Below are 18,044 nucleotides of genomic sequence, written 5' to 3'. Positions count from 1 at the left end.
TCCCCGGTGGCCGGGGTTGTCGGTCAGGTTCGAGCGAGGGGCTGAGGTCGCCGGTCACGCGCGGGGCGCGGGGCTGGGGTTCTTGGTCACGCGTGGAGCGTGGGGCTGGATGGCGTCATGTCACGTCGGATCGAGTCGCAGGTCCCCCCTACAACGACGGCCTCTCCACCCGTCCCTGCCGCGGAAACCGATACGTCACCGCGTCGTCCCACGACTCCTCCAACCCCTGCCCCGCCCCTGCTTCCCCTTGCTCCCGCCACTCCGGCGTCGCCTCCAGCGCCGCCAGGAAATCCCCCGGCGCGTCATAGCGCTCATCCCGGTCCAGTGCCACCAGCGAAGCCAGCGCCGCACGGAACTCCGGTGAGATCGGCAGCGTCCTCAGATCCAGCCTCCGCTGCATCGCCTCCCTCGCCACCTTCATCGCGTCCGCGTCGTACCACGGCACGTCACCCGCTAGGCAGCAGTACAGCACCAGCCCCAACGAGTACATGTCCGACCGCGCGTCCGCGTCCTCCCCGTAGAACAGCTCCGGCGCCATGTACAGCGGGGTGCCGATGATCCCGCTGCTGCGCGGGAACGCCGGTTCGTCGCCCAGCTGCCAGGCCAGGCCCAGGTCGATGATCACTGGGTCGGCGGGGGCGCGCATGATGATGTTGCCCGGCTTCATGTCCAGCTGCACCACGCGCTGCTCGTGCAGGTAGTCCAGCGCCTCGGCCAGGCGGTGCGCGATCAGGGCCGTGTGCGACGACGACAGCGTGCCCCGTTCCGCCAGCATCTCCTTCAGCGTCGGGCCCGTCAGCAGCTCCATCACCATCGCGGGCACGCCACCTGGCCCGCCGTCGCGTCCACCCTCAGGCGCGTCCACGAAGTCCACCGTCCGCACGATCCGCGGATGCCGCAACCGCCCCGCTATCTCCATCTCGCGCCGCACCATCGCCACCAGCTCCGCCTCGCCCGCCAGCGCCTTGCGCAGCTGCTTGATCGCCACCGGGCGGCCCAGGCTCAGGTCGCGTCCCTCCCACACCTCTCCCATGCCGCCCAGCGCGATCAGGTTCCGCAGTTCGTAGCGGCCGCCCACCGTGCGCGCTGTGCCGGACAGCAGGGCCGCACGCGCCGGAGCTGGACCCTCCAACGCGCCGCGTTCCGTCTCGTGCCTCGCCGCCAAGCCCAGCAGCGCGTGCCGCACGTCGTCCGCCAGCCGGTACACGCGCGCCTGCGCCTCCGGCACGTCGCCGATGATCGTGCCCGTCGCGCTCGGGTCGCGGACGACCTCCAGAATCCCCGCGCCGGCCAGGTGGTTCAGCAGGCGCTCGACGTCCTGCCGCGCCGTCCCCTGCAACAAGTCCAGACGCGCCCGGTGCCCCTCGCGCAACAGCTCCGCCGCACTGAACGGCTCGTCCTCACGACGCAGCGCCTGGTCCACCACGTAGTACCCGCTCAGCCGCCAGCGGTCCTCGTCGATCGGGACCGCCATCAAGCGCCGCGCCCCCTGGTCGAAGAACTCCTGAAGCACGCCCTCCAGCCGCGCGTAGAAGGTGATCCGGTCCTCGTCCCCCGCGCCGACGCGCAACCACGGCCGGTCGTCCTCCCACCGCACGAAGCGGTTGAACTCCTGGATCAGCCGCCTCGGCACCCCGCGCGCCTTGAACCGCAGGTACTGCACGAACCGCCACAACTCCGCCCCGCCCGAGCCGTCCACCACGTCGGCCACCAAGCGGTCGGGCGCGTCCCACGAGCACGGCACGTACAGGTGCCAGCCGAACACGCTCTCGTAGACGCCGTTGCCCCGCGCCGCGTCGTGCACCGCCAGGTCGTGCAGGTCGGGCCCCGCCACCACCACGAAGTGCACGCCCGACATCGTCAGCACGTTCTTCACGCCGCCCAGCAGCGCCTCCACCGCCGTGCGCCCGGCCTCGTCGGCGGTCAGCTTGTCGATCTCGTCCAGCACGATCACCAGGCGGAGCCGCAGCGGCGCGGCCGGCCGCCACCACCGGCGCCGGGTCAGGCCCTCCTCCTGGCGCAGCAGCGTCACGATCCGCATCAGGTCGTGCTCGACGTCGGTCTCCGAGTAGGCCAGGAACGACGCCTCGGTGGCCAGCGAGCGTGTCCGCTTCGCCGACATCGTCGCCTTCGGCACCACCGCGTCCACCAGCGCCTTGACGCCCTTGCCCGAGCCCGCCCCGAGGTCCAGCGACGCGCCGCGCTCGCGCGCCTCCGACTGCGTCTCCTTGAACGACAACGAGGTCCGCATGTAGGCCAGCAGCAACGACTGGCGCGTCTGCGGGGTCAGCCGGGCCAGCGTCCCGGTGTCGTTCAGGGTCTCAAAGATCCGCCGCACCACCGCGAACAGCAGGCGTTCGGTCGTCGTCGAGCGCGCCACCGACAGCGTCACCGGCACCAGGATCTCCCCCGGCCCGCTCTCCTCGGCGATGCGCCGCAACGTGCGCCGCACCAGCGTCGTCTTGCCGACGCCCCGGAACCCCGTGATCAGGAACGTGCCGCCCCGGGAGTGCCGGACGCGCGCGCCCAGCCGGTCGGCCAGACCCGGGTCGCCGAGCGGGGGCAGCGCGTCCTCGTCGGCGTCCAGCGGTTCGTGCACATACCGGAAGGAGGGTTTCAACGGCACATTCAGCACGGCCGCAGCCTAGTCCGGCACCCGGATAATCGGCTGCCCGTCGCCGAACCATCCGCCAGGATGTCCCGGTATGGGCGTGGACGAGCTGCTGCAAGAGATCGAACCGCTGACCTACCGCGCGCGCTGCGAGCGCCTGGCCGCCTGCCGCGAGCAGGCGCCCGAGCTGCTGGAGACGCTCCGCTACGGCGACCACTACGAACGCTCGCTCGCGCTGTTCATCGCCGGTGCCACGCGCGACGAGGCGTCGCTCGCCCACATCGCCCGCGCCATGCGCGACCCCGACTCCGACCTCGCCGTCACGGCGATCAACCTCGCGGCACGCCACGGCCTCGGCCCGGACACCTTCGACCTGGACGACGCCCCGCAGGCGTTCCGCGACGCCACCTACCGCGCGATCCGCAAGTGGCAGCGCACCGACCTCGCCGAGCACCTGCTCGATCGCGTCCTGGAGCGCTGGGGCCAGGCCGAGGCGGCGAAACTGCTGCCCGCCTGCACCGAAGCCACTGTCCGCGAGCGCATCGACGGCCTGGCGCACGTGGTCCCCAACTGGAAGGCCCTGGGCCGCGCCCATCCCGCCGCCGTGCTCGACCACGCCGAACGCCACCTCCCCGACCTGCCCGAATACCTGCTCAACCACTGGTGGTGGTGGCACGCGGCCGGGATCGGCGCGGCCGCCCGACACGACCCGGCCCGCGTGGTGACGCTGCTGGAGCGCCACTGGAAGACGACCGCCCTGCCGCAGGGCCTCGTACGCCACGTCGCCTTCCTGCTGGACGCCGAACCCGACCGGATGTGGTCACTGCTGCTGAGCAACGACCACAAGGACGCCCTCGCCAGGCTGCTGGACCGACGTGCCGTCCGCGATCGTGTCGCCCGCCTGGACGACGACCCCATCGCACGGATCGGCCACGCACTGGCCGACCAGCGAGGACAACTGCTCCGCGCCTTCCCGCCCAGCCGCCGCGCCCACGTCTTCGACCTGGCCGTCGGCGACCGCGACCGCTCCACCGCAGAGGTCTTCGCCTACACGATGGAGCTGATGCCCCACGCCCTGCGCGCCCGCGAGGCCCGCCGGATGCTCGGCCTCCGCCGCATCACCGACCACCCCGGCCGCCGCTGGGAGACGACGGCCTACCTGCCCTTCGACGAGGCCGAGCCCGTGCTGCGCGAGCTGACCCGCCGCCCCGACGCCGACGAGCGCGCCACCGGCTACCGCCTCCTGTTCGCCTGCGCCGGACGCACCCGCGACCCCGACGTCCTGACCCGGCTGCTGGACACGACCGACCGGCTGCGCAACGAGCAGGACCCCGTCCGTGTCCAGGCCCTCGGCGCGCTGGCGAACGTCCCGCCCGGCATGTTCCGCGCCGAGCACGGCGACGCCTTGACGCGTCTCACCACCGACGCGCTGAACGCCCGCGACTGCTCCCACCAGACCCGCGCCCAGCTCCAGAACCTCGCCGCGCGCGTCTGCCACCAGGGCGCGGCGCGGCTGGACGAGCGGTTGCTGCACACCGGGCTGGGCATCGTCGACCGCCTCTCGGTCAACCTCGGCTACCTGCATCTCGCCCGCCTCGACACTGTGCTGCGGCGCGGCCGGGAACACGACCTGATCGACGTCCTAGCCGAGCGCCTCGCCGCCGGAACCCGCACCGGCGACCACCGGCTCGCCCTGACGCTGGCCGCCTCCCTCCGTCGCCGCGCCTACGAACTGACCCCGCTCCAGGACGCGCTGGAAGCGGCCGTCTTCCACGCCAAGGACGAGACGACGATCTGCGCCGCGCTCTCGTTCTGGCTCGCGTCCCCCCGCACCCGCGCCGACCGCGTCGGCCGCCTGGTGACCGCCGACCGCTCGGCGTACGCGATGCCCGAGGTGTTCGAGACGGTCGCGCGCGAGCGCCTCGACCTGCTGCCGGACGCCCTGTCCGGACGCAGGGTGAAGGGACGGTTCCCGCAGCGCCGCAACACCAACATCCCCTACGTCTCGCCGACGTGGATGCGCCGCTGGACGACGGGCCACCGCGCGGCCTACCTGCGGCTGCTGCACGCCTTCGCCGACGACCCGGCCATGGCCGACCTCGACCGCGCCCACATCGTCCGCCTCATCGGCGAGGTGCCCGGCACCGGGACCGACGAGCTGCGCCGCCACCTGGACTCCGACGACGCGCTGCTGCGCCGCGCCGCGCTGACCGCCGTCCCGTGGACCTCCGCCCCGCAGCAGGTGTTCGCGCCGCTGCTAGAGCACGCGGGCGGCGACGACGCGCACGTGGCGACCTACGCCGCCACCCGCGCCGCCCGCTACGTGGAGCCGTCGCGGCTCGGCGGCCTGCTCGCGCCGGTGCTCGCGGACGGCAAGATCACCGCGCGCAAGGAGGCACTGCGCATCCTGCTGCACACCGGGGCCCCCGACGCGATGGAGCGCATCGCCGCGGCCTGGGAGCTGCCCGGCCAGCACCGCGACGTGCGCGCCGCGATCGTGTCGGCGGCCCGCCAACGCCTGGACCACCCCGTCGCCGCCCGCATCCTGGACCAGGCCGCCGACGGGCCGCGCGACCTCGCCCGGTTCGTGGTCGGCGCGTCGCCGCTGGCGATGGAGGAGCGCTTCCGCGACCGGTACGCGGACCTGGTGCTGCGCGTCGCCCGCTCCGACGACGTGGAGCTGCGTGAGATCGCCATCCCGTCCCTCCCGCAGTGGACCCCGTGGGCGGCGGACGCGCCCGCCCTGCTGGCCGCCTACCTCACCGACCTGGACCGCACCGACACCTGGAAGCACGCCCTGTCGGCACTGGTGGCGTGCGTCTCCGCCGGAACCGGCACGGACGCGCTGTCCCAGGCCGCCGCGACGCTGGCCGCCGCCGCAGACGACGGCCCCGAAGCCGAAGCCGAGCGCGACCTGCCCGCCCGGCAGCGCCTCCAGGCCCTGGTCATGGCGGCGCGCCAGAGGTTCGGCGATGACCGCGACGGCGGCGAGCGCGTCGCCCGCGCCCTGCACGACCACCTGCCCGAACCACTGGCCTCGATCTTGATCGCGGGCACGATGCGCTGGGACTCCCCCGACACCGCGCAGACGGTGGACGCCCTGGCCGACCGGCCGATGGGCGGGGTGCTCGCGGTCCGGGACGTTGCCGAGGCGCTGGTGGAGGGCCCGTTCGTGACCGACGGACAGCACTTCATCGGCTTGTTCTCCGGCTACGCCGTGGTGGAGGGCGTCGGCTATCCCGAGCCGGAGGAGGTGCTGCCGCACGCGGTCCGGCTGGCGGCGCGCGGCGACCTGACCGGCGGCCTGTTCGCCTGCGCGCTGGCGTTCCACCACGGCCATCGCGGCACGTCCGGCGGCTGGGCGGCCGGGTGGCGGGCGCTGCTGCGCGACCTGCGCGCCCACCCGCATCCCGAGGTGGCCTACGCGGCGCGGAACGTCCGCACCGCCATGGAATGATCAACCTTTCGGACGATTCGCGCATCACACCAGAAAAACGACGATCTCGGAAGGCGGGCCACGATGGACCAGTGGCGGGTCGCGGACTTCGAGGAGGTCCGGGAGCTGGGCCGCGGCGCGCAGGGCCGGGTGGTGCTGGCCCGGCACGTCACCGCCGGGACCCCGGTCGCGATCAAGTACCTGACCGCCGCCGACGAGAGGGCCCGCGAGCAGTTCCGGCACGAGGCGCGGCTGCTCGGGCACGTCGCGCACCCGCACGTCGCACGCCTCTACCGGCTGGTAGAAAGCGAGCACGGCCTCGCGATCATCATGGAGGCCGTGGACGGCGTCTCGCTGCGCGAGATCCTCAAGCGCTACGAGAGGATCGAGCCCGAGGCCGCGCTGACCGTGCTCAAGGGGTCGCTGCTGGGCCTGGCCGCCGCGCACACCGCGCAGGTCGTCCACCGCGACTACAAGCCCGCCAACGTGATCGTCCCGGCGGACGGCAACAGCAAGCTCATCGACTTCGGCGTCGCCACCCCGTCCGGGACGGCGTCGGGCTCCGGCACCCCCGCGTACATGGCGCCCGAGCAGTGGCGCGGCGAACCGGCCACGCCCGCCACCGACGTCTACGCCGCGACCTGCGTGTTCTACGAGTGCGTGACCGGACGGCGGCCGTTCGCGGGCGACCTCACGGAGGTCCGCAACGGGCATCTCGGCGCACCCGTGCCGGTGGCCGGGATGCCCAACGAGCTGCGGCCACTGGTCGAGCGCGGCATGGCCAAGCAACCGGGCGACCGTCCGGCGAGCGCGGCCGCGTTCGTCGGGGAGCTGGAGCAGCTCGCCCAGCGCGTCTACGGCGCGGACTGGGAGCAGCGCGGCGTACGTGCCCTGGCCGGAGCCGCCGTCGCGTTCGCCGCACTGTTCCCGCTGCTGGCCGCGGGCCTCACCCCGGCCGCGGCGAGCGGCGGTGCGGCCGCCGCAGCGGGTACGGCCGCGGCAGGCACGGCGGCGGGCGGGAGCGCGACCACGACCGGCTCGGCGGGACTGCTCTCGATGCTGGGCACCAAGGCCGGGGTCGCGGTCGCGGGCACCGCCGTGGTGGGCGCGACCGCCGGGGGCTTCGGCGTCTACGAGGCCGCCAAGAGCGACCCGCCGCCGCACCGTCCGGCCGTCGCCGTGTCCTCCTCGCCCGCGCCACCGCCCGGCGTGCCGATGACGGTGGGCCGCATCAAGCTGTCGGCGCCCAAGGGATGGCGGACGATCACCCTGGCCGAGAAGCAGGGAAGCGCGTTCCGGGTGGACGTGGGCGGCAAGTGCAAAGGCAAGCCGACCGAGTTCGACGCCTACGCCAAGAAGACCGCCTACATGACCCGATGCCCCGGCTTCGCGGTGCTGGGCGAGTCCTACATCAAGGAGCAGCCGGACATGCCGCGCCCCGGCTACCGGCGCGACCAGCCCTTCCACACCGCGACCGACCCTTCGCACCTGTGCCCGGCCGATCCCGACAAGTACAACGGGCTCAAGGTCGACGCGAACTGGAAGCCCGCCGTGCGCAAGCTCGCGCCGGTCGGCTCGCACAGGGCCGAGTACGTCGAGTGGAACCTGAAGTGCATGGACTACGCGGGCAAGTACAAGGGCACCGCCCCGCTCCGGCAGCGCATCTGGTACCTGCCCGAGTCCAAGATCCTGATCGTGGACGAGTGGGACGTGCCGGGCCTGCCCGAGATCCTGGCCCGCGCCGAGTGGCTCTGAGCGGGGCGAGGACGGCACCGGGTGGTCGACTCTGGATGATCAGCGTCGGCTGATCCACACTGGAGGGGCGGCGCCGGACGAGATCGAGCGGTTCGCGCGTCCCGCCAGGAGAACACCGATCTTGAGGGGCGGCACGGTGGACCGATGGCAGGTGGCGGGATTCGAGGAAGTGCGCGAGCTGGGCCGCGGCGCGCAGGGCCGGGTGGTGCTGGCCCGGCGCACCACCAGCGGGACGCCGGTCGCGATCAAGTACCTGACCGGTGCCGACGAGGCCGCCCGCGAACGTTTCCGGCACGAGGCGCAGTTGCTCGGGCACGTCGAGCACCCGCATGTGGCGCGGCTCTACCGGCTGGTGGAGAGCGAACACGGCCTCGCCATCATCATGGAAGCCGTGAACGGCGTCTCGCTGCGCGAGATCCTCAAGCGCTACGAGAAGATCGAACCCGAAGCCGCCCTGACGGTCCTCAAAGGTTCCCTGCTGGGCCTCGCCGCCGCGCACACCGCACAGGTCGTCCACCGCGACTACAAACCCGCCAACGTCATCGTTCCGGCCGACGGCAACAGCAAGCTCATCGACTTCGGCGTGGCCACGCCCGCCGGGGTGGCCTCCGCGTCCGGCACGGCCCTCTACATGGCACCGGAACAGTGGCGCGGCGAGCCCGCCACACCCGCGACCGACGTCTACGCGGCCACCTGCGTGTTCTACGAGTGCGTCACGGGCAGGCGGCCGTTCGGCGGCGACCGTGCGGCCATCCGGGCGGGGCATCTCACCAGGCCCGTGCCACTGGACGAGATGCCCGAGGAACTGCGGCCGCTGGTCGAGCGCGGCATGGCCAAGGACCCCGAGGAGCGTCCGGCGGGCGCGGCCGCGTTCGTCGGGGAGCTGGAGCAGCTCGCCCAACGTGTCTACGGCGCGGACTGGGAACAGCGCGGCGTACGCGCTCTGGCTGGGGCCGCCATCGCGTTCGCCGCACTGTTCCCGCTGCTGGCCGTCGCGAGCGGCGGTGCGGCCTCGGCGGCCGGAACGGCTGCGGGCGGGGGCGCGGCAGGTTCGGTCGGGTTGCTCTCGGCGCTGGGCACCAAGGCCGGGGTCGCGGTGGCGGGCGCGGCCGTGGTGGGCACGACGGCCGGGGGCGTCGGCGTCTACGAGGCCACCAAGCACGAGCCGCCGAAGCGCCGCCCGGCCGCCGCCGTCTCTTCGCCCGCGCCGCCTCCCGGCGTGCCGATGACGCTGGGCCCGCTCAGGCTGACGGTTCCCAAGGCTTGGGGGAAGGTCGTCTTTCCCGACTCCGGCCCCTCGGCCAAGTACGAGAAGGGCCCGGTGTTCTGGGTGAAGGCGGGCGGCAAGTGCGGGGCCAAACCCGACCCGGAGAGCTTCGGTGAGGTGGATCGCGTTTTCAGTTGCCCCGGCTTCCAAGTGCTGGGCGAGTCCTACATCAATCCGCCCCGTGAGCTGACACGGGAAAGCTACAACCGGACCGGCCCCTTCCATCCCGGCACCGACATCACGCACCTGTGCCCGCCCGCTCCCGACAAGTACCAAGCGCTCAAGCCCATCGCGACACCGCAAAATCCCACCGCGCACAAGCCCACCGTGCAGAAGCTCGCGCCGGTCGGCTCGAAGAAGGCCGAGTACTTCGAGTGGAAGCTGACGTGCTGGAACTTCTCCGGGAAGAACAGGAACAATCCCTCGTTCCGGCAGCGCATCTGGTACCTGCCCGAGTCCAAGATCCTGATCGTGGACGAGTGGGACGTGCCGGGCCTGCCCGAGATCCTCGCCCGCGCCGTCTGGATCTAGGGCCGCCCCTCTCCTCCCGCCCCCAGCGTCCGCGCCTCCGCGCTCAGCTCCTCGGCCGCCGTCCCCGACACCGACTCCAGCTCGTGGGCCAGCTCCTCCAGCTCCGCGCCGCCCGCCATCAGCGCCGTCAGCTCGTCGCGGGAGATCTCCTCTTTGGCGTGGTAGGCCAGGCTCCGGCCGCGCTTGAGGACCAGGAACCGGTCCCCCACCGGGTAGGCGTGGTGCGGGTTGTGCGTGATCAGGACGACGCCCAGCCCGCGCCGCCGCGCCTGCACGATGTAGCGCAGCACCACCCCGGCCTGCTTGACGCCGAGCGCGGCGGTCGGCTCGTCCAGGACCAGCACCTTCGCGCCGAAGTGCACCGCGCGGGCGATCGCGACGCACTGGCGCTCGCCGCCCGACAGGGTGCCGATCGGCTGGTCCACGTCGCGCAGGTCGATGCCCATCGCCAGCAGTTCGTCCCGGGTGGTGCAGCGCATGTGCGGGACGTCCAGCAGCCCGAACGCGCGCCGCTTCTCCGAGCCGAGGAAGAAGTTGCGCCACACCGGCATCAGCGGCACCACCGCCAGGTCCTGGTAGACGGTGGCGATCCCGGCGTCCAGGGCCTGGCGCGGCGAGCCGAACGTGACGGGCTCGCCGTGCACGCGCAGCACGCCCTCGTCGTGCCGGTGCAGCCCTGCGATGATCTTGATGAGGGTGGACTTGCCCGCGCCGTTGTCGCCCAGCACGCAGGTCACCTCGCCCGGGGCGACCTCCAGCGAGACGTCCTTCAGCGCGATCACGTTGCCGTAGCTCTTGCCGACGCCCTCCAGCCGCACCAGAGGCGCGCCCGCCGTCCCCGTCTCCGCCGTCATCGCGCCCGCTCCACCCTGCGCCGCACCACCAGGTTGACCACCGTCGCGAGCAGCAACATCGCGCCGAGGAAGAACTTGAACCAGTCGGGGTCCCACTCGGCGTACACGATGCCCTTGTTGGTCATGCCGTAGATGAACGCGCCGATCGCCGCGCCGACCGCCGACCCGTACCCGCCGGTGAGCAGGCAGCCGCCGATGACCGCGCAGATGATGAACGAGAACTCGTTGCCCACGCCCTCGCCGGACTGCACGCTGGCGAACGCGAACACCAGGTGCATCCCCGACAACCATGCACAGAACGCCACGCCCATGAACAGCCCGATCTTGGTGCGGGCCACCGGCACGCCGACCGCGCGGGCGCTGGCGGCCGACCCGCCCACCGCGAAGATCCAGTTCCCGATCCGGGTGCGCAGCAGGATCCACGTGGCCACCGCGACCAGCAGCAACCACCAGAACACGGTGATGTTGACGGTGACCCCGGCCAGCTCCACGTCGGAGGCGAACACCGCGCGGGCGGAGGCGAAGCCGTCCATGTCGCGCACCGAGTCGGAGGCGACGTTGCCGGTGACGGCCTTGGTGACGCCGAGGTTGGCCCCCGCCAGCATGAAGAACGTCGCCAGCGTGATGATGAAGCTCGGCAGCCCCGTCTTCACGTACAGCAGGCCGTTCAGGAAGCCCAGCCCCAGCGTCAGCACCAGCGAGATCGCCACGCCGACCCACAGGTTCAGCGTGAGCTGATAGCCGACCAGCGCCGCGATCAGCGCCGACGTCGTCACCATCACCCCGGCCGACAGGTCGAACTCGCCGCCGATCATCAGCAGCGCCACGCCCACCGCCATGATCCCGAAGGTGGAGCCCGCGTACAGGATCGTGGAGAACGACCCGGCGCGCAGGAACGCGTCGGCGACGGCCGAGAAGAACACGAACAGCACGACCGCGCCCAGCAGCGCCCCCAGTTCGGGACGGCCCAGCAGGCGGCGCAGCGGCGAGCGTCGTGCCAGCCGCTCGTCGCCCTTGGCCAGGGAAGGCGGCGCGGCGGCGGCCTGGCTCATCGGGTGCCCCGGTTCGCGAACGCCTCCAGCGCGGCGGCGTTGTCCTTGGTGACGATCGCCGGGCCGGTCAGCACCGGACGGCCGCCGCCCAGCACGTTGCCGTTGTTCTTCAGCAGCCACAACCCGTCCACGGCCGCGTAGCCCTGGAGGTAGGGCTGCTGGTCCACGGCGTACTGGATCGCGCCGGACCTGATGGAGGCGATCAGGTCCTTGTTCAGGTCGAACGTGCCGATCTTGGCCTTGCTGCCGGTCTCCTTCACCACGTCCACGGCGGTGGCGGCGAACGGCGCGCCCAGCGTGAGCACGCCGTCGATGTTCTTGTCGGTCTGGAGCTTGGCGGCCAGCGACGACTTCACCTGCGGCATGTTGGTGCCGGGCACGAACAGGTTCTGCAGGTCGCCGCCGAAGGTCTTCTTGGCCCCGGCGCAGCGGTCCTCCAGACCCACGTTGCCCTGCTCGTGAATGACGCAGACCGCGCGCTTGGCCCCGATCTTGGCGAGCTGCGCCCCGGCGGCCTCACCGGCGATCCGCTCGTCCTGGCCGAAGTGGGCGACCGCGCCGTAGCGGGCCGACACGTCCGCGCCGGAGTTGATCGACACCACCGGGATCTTGGCGGCGGTGGCGCGGGCCACCACGTCCTTGAGCGCGTCGGGCTTGGCGAAGGTGACGATGATGCCGTCCACCTTCTGGTCGATGGCGGTCTGCACGAGCTGGGCCTGCTTGCCGCCGTCGGGATCGGCCGAGTAGAGGAACTCGACGTTGGACTTCACGGCGGCGGCCTTGGCGCCCTTCTGCACGATGTCCCAGAAGGTGTCGCCCTGCCCGGAGTGCGTGACCATGGCGATCTTCAGGCGCTGGCCGCCAGGCGCGGCGCTCTCCTCGGCCTTCTTGCCGCCCGAGCTGCTGCACGCGGACAGCGCGGCCAGGGCGAGCGTCCCGGCGAGAACGGCGGCGGTGGGTCTGGTGATCCTGGAGTGGGGGGTGGCTGGCATGGGGCGCTCCGTTCTCTCCCCGAGGGATGGACCGGGTTCACAGGTGGTGTCGGCGTCGCGCCTGCCGCTCCTTCTCGTAGCGGGCGCGGGCCTGCCGGGTGGAGTCCAGCGCCGAGACCTCGGCGACCGGGACGTCCCACCAGGACTCGCCGTCGGGGGCCGGGAGCAGCGGGTCGGTCTCGATGTGGACGACGGTGGTGACGGCGGCGTCGCGCGCCTGGCGGAGGGCGGCGCGCAGCTCGTCCAGGGTGGTGGGGCGCAGCACGTCCGCGCCGAGGCTGGCGGCGTTGGCGGCGAGGTCCACCGGCAGGCGCGGCCCGTCCAGCCCGGTGCCGGTGCGGGCGCGGAACGCCGTGCCGAAGCGTTGCGCGCCGACCGACTCCGACAGGCCGCCGATGGACGCGTAGCCGTGGTTCTGCACCAGCACCACGACGAGCTTGACGCCCTCGGCGGCGGCGGTGGCCAGCTCCTGCGCCATCATCAGGTACGAGCCGTCGCCGACCAGCACGAACACCTCGCGCGAGGGGTCGGCCATCTTCACGCCGAGGCCGCCGGCGATCTCGTAGCCCATGCAGGAGTAGCCGTACTCGACGTGGTAGCCCTTGGGGTCGCGGGCGCGCCACATCCTGTGCAGGTCGCCCGGCATCGACCCGGCGGCGCACACCACCACGTCGCGCGGCCCGGCGGCCTGGTTGACGGCGGCGATGACCTGCGCCTGGGCGAGCGGGGGTCCGTGGGAGGTCGTGGCGGCGAGGTCGACGGTGGCGTTCCAGCGCGCGGTCAGCACGCGCGTCTCTTCCCGGTAGGCATCCGGGACCGTATACCCCGCAAGTGCCGCATGCAGTCCTCTGAGTCCTTCGCGGGCGTCTGCGACCAATGTGACGCCCGCGTGCTTTGCGGCGTCGAAGCGCGCCACGTTCAGGTTGACGAACCGGACGCCGGGCCGGGCGAACTGGGTGCGCGAAGCGGTGGTGAAGTCGCTGTAGCGGGTGCCGATGCCCAGGACGACGTCGGCCTCGCGCGCGAGCGCGTTGGCGGCGGTCGTACCGGTCGCGCCGATCGCCCCGGCGGCCTGCGGGTGATCCCAGGGCAGCGCGCCCTTGCCCGCCTGCGTCTCGGCGACGGGGGTGCCGGTCTGCTCGGCGAACCTGCGCAGTTCGTCGGTCGCGCCGGAGTAGATGACGCCGCCGCCCGCGACGACGAGCGGCCGTTCGGCGCGGCTCAGCACCTCGGCGGCCTCCTCCAGATCGGCGGGCTCGGGGACGGGCCGCGCCACGCGCCAGGTGCGCGGCGCGAACAGCTCGTCCGGCCACTCGTGCGCCTCGGCCTGCACGTCCTGCGGCAGCGCGAGGGTGACCGCGCCGGTCTCGGCGGGGTCGGTGAGCACGCGCATCGCGGCGAGCAGCGCGGACGGGAGCTGCTCGGGCCGGTTGATGCGGTCCCAGAACCGCGACACCGGTTTCAGGCAGTCGTTGACCGACACGTCGTAGGAGCGCGGGTCCTCCAGCTCCTGGAGCACCGGGTTGGCGGTACGGGTCGCGAACACGTCGCCGGGCAGCAGCAGGACCGGCAGCCGGTTGATGGTGGCGAGCGCCGCGCCGGTGACCAGGTTGGTCGCGCCGGGGCCGATGGAGGTGGTGCAGGCGAACGCGGCCAGCCGGTCGTTCATGCGCGCGTACCCGGCGGCGGCGTGCACCATCGCCTGCTCGTTGCGCGCCATGTAGTAGGGGAAGTCCTCCTCCAGCAGGGCCTGGCCGATCCCGGCGACGTTGCCGTGGCCGAAGATGCCGAAGCACCCGGCGAAGAACGGGCGGCGCGTCCCGTCGCGTTCGGTGTGCTGGGCGGCCAGGAAGCGCACCAGGGCCTGCCCGACGGTGAGTCTCATGGAAGCTCCTGCGCGGAGGTCAGCGGGAGGCGGGGGTCGACGTCCTGGCCGGGCCAGGTGTCGCGGATCCAGGCGTGGGCCGGGTCGTCGCAGATGCGCCAGGCACGTTCGGGGGACGGCCCGGCCATCACGTTCAGGTAGTACAGGTTATAGCCGGGCACCGCCATGGACGGGCCGTGCCAGCCGTGCGGGATCAGCACCGCGTCACCGGAGCGGACCTCGGCCAGCACGTCGGTGCCGCCGTAGACGCGCTGGTAGGCCATGCCGTCCCCGGCGACCTCGAAGTAGTAGATCTCTTCGAGGACCGATTCGGTCGCGGTCTGCTCGTCGTGCTTGTGCGGCGGGTAGGACGACCAGCAGCCGCCGGGCGTCAGCACCTCGCAGGCGATGAGCCGGTCCGCATGCGGGAAGCCGTCGGGGGTGCCGAAGTTGTTGACCTGGCGGCTGGCCGGGCCCGCGCCGCGCAGTTCGACCGGGACTTCCTCGGCGGGGCCGTAGCGGGGCGCGAGCCGACGTTCGCAGCGCGCCGACGCCAGCGCGAAGCGGCCCTCCCCCATGACGGTGGCATGGGCGTCGCGCGGCACGTAGGCGAAGTCGGTGACGCGGGTGAACACGCTGCGGCGGCCCTGCAACTCGAAGCGCTCGCCGTCGCAGACCACCGCGCCGGACCCGGCGAGCGGCAGCACGATCGTCTCGAAGTCGCCGGTGTCGAAGGCGTGGCCGCCCGGCGGGATCTCGACGACGGTCAGCGCGGTGTGCTCCCACCCGGCCGACTCGGGCGTGACGACCAGCGTGCAGGGTCTGTCGGCGGCGGTGCCGGCGGGGATGTGGCGCTTGGTCACCTGGCCTCCTTGAGCAGCGCGTCCACCTCGTCCTCGGTGGGCATGGCGTCCGCGCAGGCGAGGCGGGAGGCGACCAGCGCCCCGGCCGCGCCCGCGAACGCGATCACCTGTTGCAGCTCCCAGCCCGCCAGCAGGCCGTGGCACAGCGCGCCGCCGAACGCGTCGCCCGCGCCCAGGCCGTTGACGACCTCGACCGGCACCGGCGGCAGCTCCACGACCTCGTCGGCGGTGGCGGCGAGCGTCCCGGCCGGGCCGCGCTTGACGACGGCGAGGTCCGGGCCGTGGGCGAGCAGGGCGCGGGCGGCGCGGAGCGGGTCGCGCTCGCCGGTGGCGATCTCGCACTCGTCGATGTTGCCGACCGCGACGGCGGCGTGCGCGAGGGCGGCGCGGACCAGCGGGCGGGCCTCGTCCGGGTCGGTCCAGAGCATGGGCCGCCAGTCGAGGTCCAGGACGGTGCGGCCGCGCGCGGCGGCCAGCGCCGTCAGGGTCGCCTCGCGGCTCGGCTTCCGGGACAGGCCGGTGACGGTGGCCCACATGACGCGGGCCGCGCCGATGGCCTCCAGGTCCAGTTCGCCGGGGCTGATCTCCAGGTCAGGGGCTTTGGGATAGCGGTAGAAGTAGAGCGGGAAGTCGTCGGGCGGGAAGATCTCGCAGAACGCCAGGGGCGTGGGCAGGCCCGGAACGGACGTGACGAAACGGTCGTCCACGCCGTAGCCGCGCAGCGCGCGGTGCACGAAGCGGCCGAACGGGTCGTCGCCGGTGCGCGTGATCACGGCGGTGCGGCGGCCGTGGCGGGCGGCGGCCACCGCGACGTTGGTGGGGCTGCCGCCCAGGTACTTGCCGAAGGTCTCCACCTCTTCGAGCGGGACGCCGATCTCGCGCGGGTAGACGTCCACGCTGACGCGGCCCATCGTGATCAGGTCGTAGGTCATGGGGCGGCCTCCGCGAGGTGGGCCAGGCTCGCGCGCACGTCGTCGCGCGGCCCGCGTCCCGGCGGGGGCTCGGCGGTGAGCACGGTGTCCTGTTCCATGACGTACCAGCCTTCGTACCCGGCCCCCTCCAGCGTGGAGATGATCTGCGAGATGTCAACGTCCCCCGCGCCGAGCGGCCGGTACATGCCCGCCGCGACCGCCTCGGTGTAGCCGGTGCGGCCGTCGCGGACCCGTCCGGCCAGCGCGGTGTCCACGTCCTTGAGGTGCACGTGCGCGACGCGGTCGGCGGCGGCGCGGGCGAGCGCGACGGGGTCGGTGCCGCCGACCAGCAGGTGGCCGGTGTCCAGGCAGAGCGGCACCGCGCTGCCGTCGAGCACGCGCTCGACCTCGGCGCGGGTCTCCACGACCGTGCCGACGTGCGGGTGCAGGGTGGCGGTGCGGCCCGCGTCGGCGGCGAGGCGGGCGACGGCGTCGAGGTTGGTGAGCAGGGTCGTCCAGGCCGCCGCGTCGAGGGCGGGGCGCTGGTCGTAGCCGTGCAGGCCGGTGGCGGCGGCCAGGACGAGCACCGCGCCGTCGGGCAGGGTTTCCAGGGCACGCGTGGCCTCGGCGAGTGGGTCGTGGGTCGGGTCGTGCAGCACCAAGGGCGTGAACGCGCCCGCGAGCGTCAGGCCGTACAGCTCCAGCAGCACGTCGCGTTCGGCGCGGTCGGCGGGCAGGAAACCGTCCGGGCCCAGTTCGGTGGCCGACAGGCCGAGGGCGCGCATCTCGCTCAGCACGCGGCGCGGCGAGAGCTGGTGCCCCCAGCCGGGCACCTCACACACGCCCCAGGAGATCGGCGCTCCCGCCACCCTCATCGCCGCACCTCCGCCGGATCGACGGCGCGGCACTCGCGCCGCGCCAGCTCGCACGCCTCGGCCAGGTAGAACGCTTCGAGGGCGTCCTCGGGCGGGCAGGGGTTGGGGCGGCGGCCCGCGACGACGTCCACGAACGCGCGCAGCTCGGCGTCGTAGGCGGGCGCGAACCGTTCCAGGAACCCGCTGTAGGGGGTGTCGGGCACGGCGTGCGCGGGCAGCGGCGTGAGCGGCGTGCGGGCGTCGAGCCCGGCGACCAGGCTGTCCTTGGCTCCGAACAGCTCCAGCCGCACGTCGTATCCGGCGGCGTTGTAGCGGGTGGCGGAGACGACGGCGAGGGTGCCGTCGTCCAGCACCAGCAGGGCCGCGCCGGTGTCCACGTCGCCGTGCTCGGCGAACACCGCGTCGCCCCGGTTGCCCCCGGCCGCCATGACCCGCACGACCTCGCGGCCGGTGACGTAGCGGATCGAGTCGAGGTCGTGGATCAGGCAGTCGCGGAACAGGCCGCCGGAGGCGGGGATGTAGGAGGGCGGCGGCGGCGCGGGGTCGAAGCTGCACGAGCGCACGGTGTGCAGCCAGCCGAGCCGCCCGGCGGCGACGGCCTCGCGCGCGGCGAGGTACCCGGCGTCGAAGCGGCGCTGGAAGCCGACCTGCACCGGGACGCGGGCGGTGCGCGCGGCGACCATGATTTGGAACGTTCCATCAATGTCCGAGGCGAGCGGCTTCTCGCAGAACACCGGTGTCGCGGCGGCCACCGCGCGGCCGACGAGCCCGGCGTGCGCGTCGGTGGCGGCGGCCACGACCAGGCCGTCCAGCCCGGCCCCGAACAGGGCCTCCACCGGCTCCACGGCGGCGGCGCGCCCGCCCAGCCCGGCGGCCAGCTTCCGCGCCCGCGCCGGGTCGGCGTCGGCCACCACCAGCGACTCGATCTCGGCGAGCCCGCACAGCGCGGCGGCGTGGCGCGCCCCGATGCGCCCCGCGCCGGCCAGTCCGATCCTCATGGGTTCCCTCCCGGTCGGCGGTCAGGTGAGCCCCG

At 73.1% G+C, this 18,044-nt stretch carries 12 protein-coding genes; 3 read left to right on the top strand and 9 right to left on the bottom strand.

The window, feature by feature from the left end:
* Positions 1-148 precede the first annotated feature (148 nt).
* Positions 149-2,635: a protein kinase domain-containing protein gene (locus AH6_RS20225; protein ID WP_083983226.1), complete on the bottom strand. Its 2,487-nt coding sequence runs from the start codon at positions 2,633-2,635 to the stop codon at positions 149-151.
* A gap of 70 nt (positions 2,636-2,705) precedes the next feature.
* Between AH6_RS20225 and AH6_RS20220 the strand changes: the two genes are divergently transcribed.
* From AH6_RS20220 to AH6_RS45375, 3 genes are all read left to right on the top strand, one after another.
* Positions 2,706-6,068 (top strand): hypothetical protein, encoded by a 3,363-nt coding sequence (locus tag AH6_RS20220; protein ID WP_067482071.1) that lies wholly within the window; start codon positions 2,706-2,708, stop codon positions 6,066-6,068.
* A 63-nt stretch (positions 6,069-6,131) separates the two neighbouring features.
* The gene (locus tag AH6_RS45380) at positions 6,132-7,802 is read left to right on the top strand and encodes a serine/threonine-protein kinase (RefSeq protein ID WP_067482069.1); all 1,671 of its coding nucleotides are present in this window, start codon (positions 6,132-6,134) and stop codon (positions 7,800-7,802) included.
* 136 nt (positions 7,803-7,938) lie between these two features.
* Complete coding sequence (locus AH6_RS45375) at positions 7,939-9,600, top strand: serine/threonine-protein kinase (protein WP_067482066.1); 1,662 nt, start codon at positions 7,939-7,941, stop codon at positions 9,598-9,600.
* Here AH6_RS45375 and AH6_RS20205 read toward each other — a convergent pair.
* The 8 genes from AH6_RS20205 to AH6_RS20170 are packed head-to-tail and all read right to left on the bottom strand — an operon-like array spanning position 9,597 to position 18,009.
* Entirely contained in the window at positions 9,597-10,454 is an 858-nt protein-coding gene (locus tag AH6_RS20205; RefSeq protein ID WP_067482064.1) for an ATP-binding cassette domain-containing protein, read from the bottom strand. The two genes, AH6_RS45375 and AH6_RS20205, sit on opposite strands and share 4 nt — an antisense overlap.
* Positions 10,451-11,506 (bottom strand): ABC transporter permease, encoded by a 1,056-nt coding sequence (locus tag AH6_RS20200; protein ID WP_067482062.1) that lies wholly within the window; start codon positions 11,504-11,506, stop codon positions 10,451-10,453. Before AH6_RS20200 ends, AH6_RS20205 begins: the two co-directional genes overlap by 4 nt.
* On the bottom strand, positions 11,503-12,498 hold the full coding sequence (locus AH6_RS20195) for a sugar ABC transporter substrate-binding protein (RefSeq protein ID WP_174555109.1): 996 nt from the start codon (positions 12,496-12,498) through the stop codon (positions 11,503-11,505). The genes AH6_RS20200 and AH6_RS20195 overlap by 4 nt, the downstream gene beginning before the upstream one ends.
* 37 nt (positions 12,499-12,535) lie before the next feature.
* The gene (gene iolD / locus AH6_RS20190) at positions 12,536-14,383 is read right to left on the bottom strand and encodes a 3D-(3,5/4)-trihydroxycyclohexane-1,2-dione acylhydrolase (decyclizing) (protein WP_067482060.1); all 1,848 of its coding nucleotides are present in this window, start codon (positions 14,381-14,383) and stop codon (positions 12,536-12,538) included.
* Complete coding sequence (gene iolB, locus AH6_RS20185; protein ID WP_067482058.1) at positions 14,380-15,225, bottom strand: 5-deoxy-glucuronate isomerase; 846 nt, start codon at positions 15,223-15,225, stop codon at positions 14,380-14,382. The genes iolD and iolB overlap by 4 nt, the downstream gene beginning before the upstream one ends.
* Positions 15,222-16,157, bottom strand: coding sequence for a 5-dehydro-2-deoxygluconokinase (gene iolC / locus AH6_RS20180; RefSeq protein WP_067482056.1), 936 nt, complete (start codon positions 16,155-16,157; stop codon positions 15,222-15,224). The genes iolB and iolC overlap by 4 nt, the downstream gene beginning before the upstream one ends.
* Positions 16,154-17,011, bottom strand: coding sequence for a TIM barrel protein (locus AH6_RS20175; RefSeq protein ID WP_067482054.1), 858 nt, complete (start codon positions 17,009-17,011; stop codon positions 16,154-16,156). Before AH6_RS20175 ends, iolC begins: the two co-directional genes overlap by 4 nt.
* The gene (locus AH6_RS20170) at positions 17,008-18,009 is read right to left on the bottom strand and encodes a Gfo/Idh/MocA family protein (RefSeq protein WP_157431596.1); all 1,002 of its coding nucleotides are present in this window, start codon (positions 18,007-18,009) and stop codon (positions 17,008-17,010) included. The genes AH6_RS20175 and AH6_RS20170 overlap by 4 nt, the downstream gene beginning before the upstream one ends.
* Positions 18,010-18,044 lie beyond the last annotated feature (35 nt).

The organism is Actinomadura hibisca NBRC 15177 (genome assembly GCF_001552635.1).
Lineage (GTDB): Bacteria > Actinomycetota > Actinomycetes > Streptosporangiales > Streptosporangiaceae > Spirillospora > Spirillospora hibisca.
The sequence above is the reverse complement of the archived record's forward strand: the minus strand, read 5'-3'. Positions and strand labels throughout refer to the sequence as shown.

Bases quoted from the DNA above. Each gene is read 5' to 3' on its own strand.
- AH6_RS45380 (WP_067482069.1), top strand. From the start codon at position 6,132: ATGGACCAGTGGCGGGTCGCGGACTTCGAGGAGGTCCGGGAGCTGGGC.
- AH6_RS20220 (WP_067482071.1), top strand. From the start codon at position 2,706: ATGGGCGTGGACGAGCTGCTGCAAGAGATCGAACCGCTGACCTACCGC.
- iolC (WP_067482056.1), bottom strand. From the start codon at position 16,157: ATGACCTACGACCTGATCACGATGGGCCGCGTCAGCGTGGACGTCTAC.
- AH6_RS20200 (WP_067482062.1), bottom strand. From the start codon at position 11,506: ATGAGCCAGGCCGCCGCCGCGCCGCCTTCCCTGGCCAAGGGCGACGAG.
- iolD (WP_067482060.1), bottom strand. From the start codon at position 14,383: ATGAGACTCACCGTCGGGCAGGCCCTGGTGCGCTTCCTGGCCGCCCAG.
- AH6_RS20205 (WP_067482064.1), bottom strand. From the start codon at position 10,454: ATGACGGCGGAGACGGGGACGGCGGGCGCGCCTCTGGTGCGGCTGGAG.
- AH6_RS20170 (WP_157431596.1), bottom strand. From the start codon at position 18,009: ATGAGGATCGGACTGGCCGGCGCGGGGCGCATCGGGGCGCGCCACGCC.
- AH6_RS20195 (WP_174555109.1), bottom strand. From the start codon at position 12,498: ATGCCAGCCACCCCCCACTCCAGGATCACCAGACCCACCGCCGCCGTT.
- AH6_RS20175 (WP_067482054.1), bottom strand. From the start codon at position 17,011: ATGAGGGTGGCGGGAGCGCCGATCTCCTGGGGCGTGTGTGAGGTGCCC.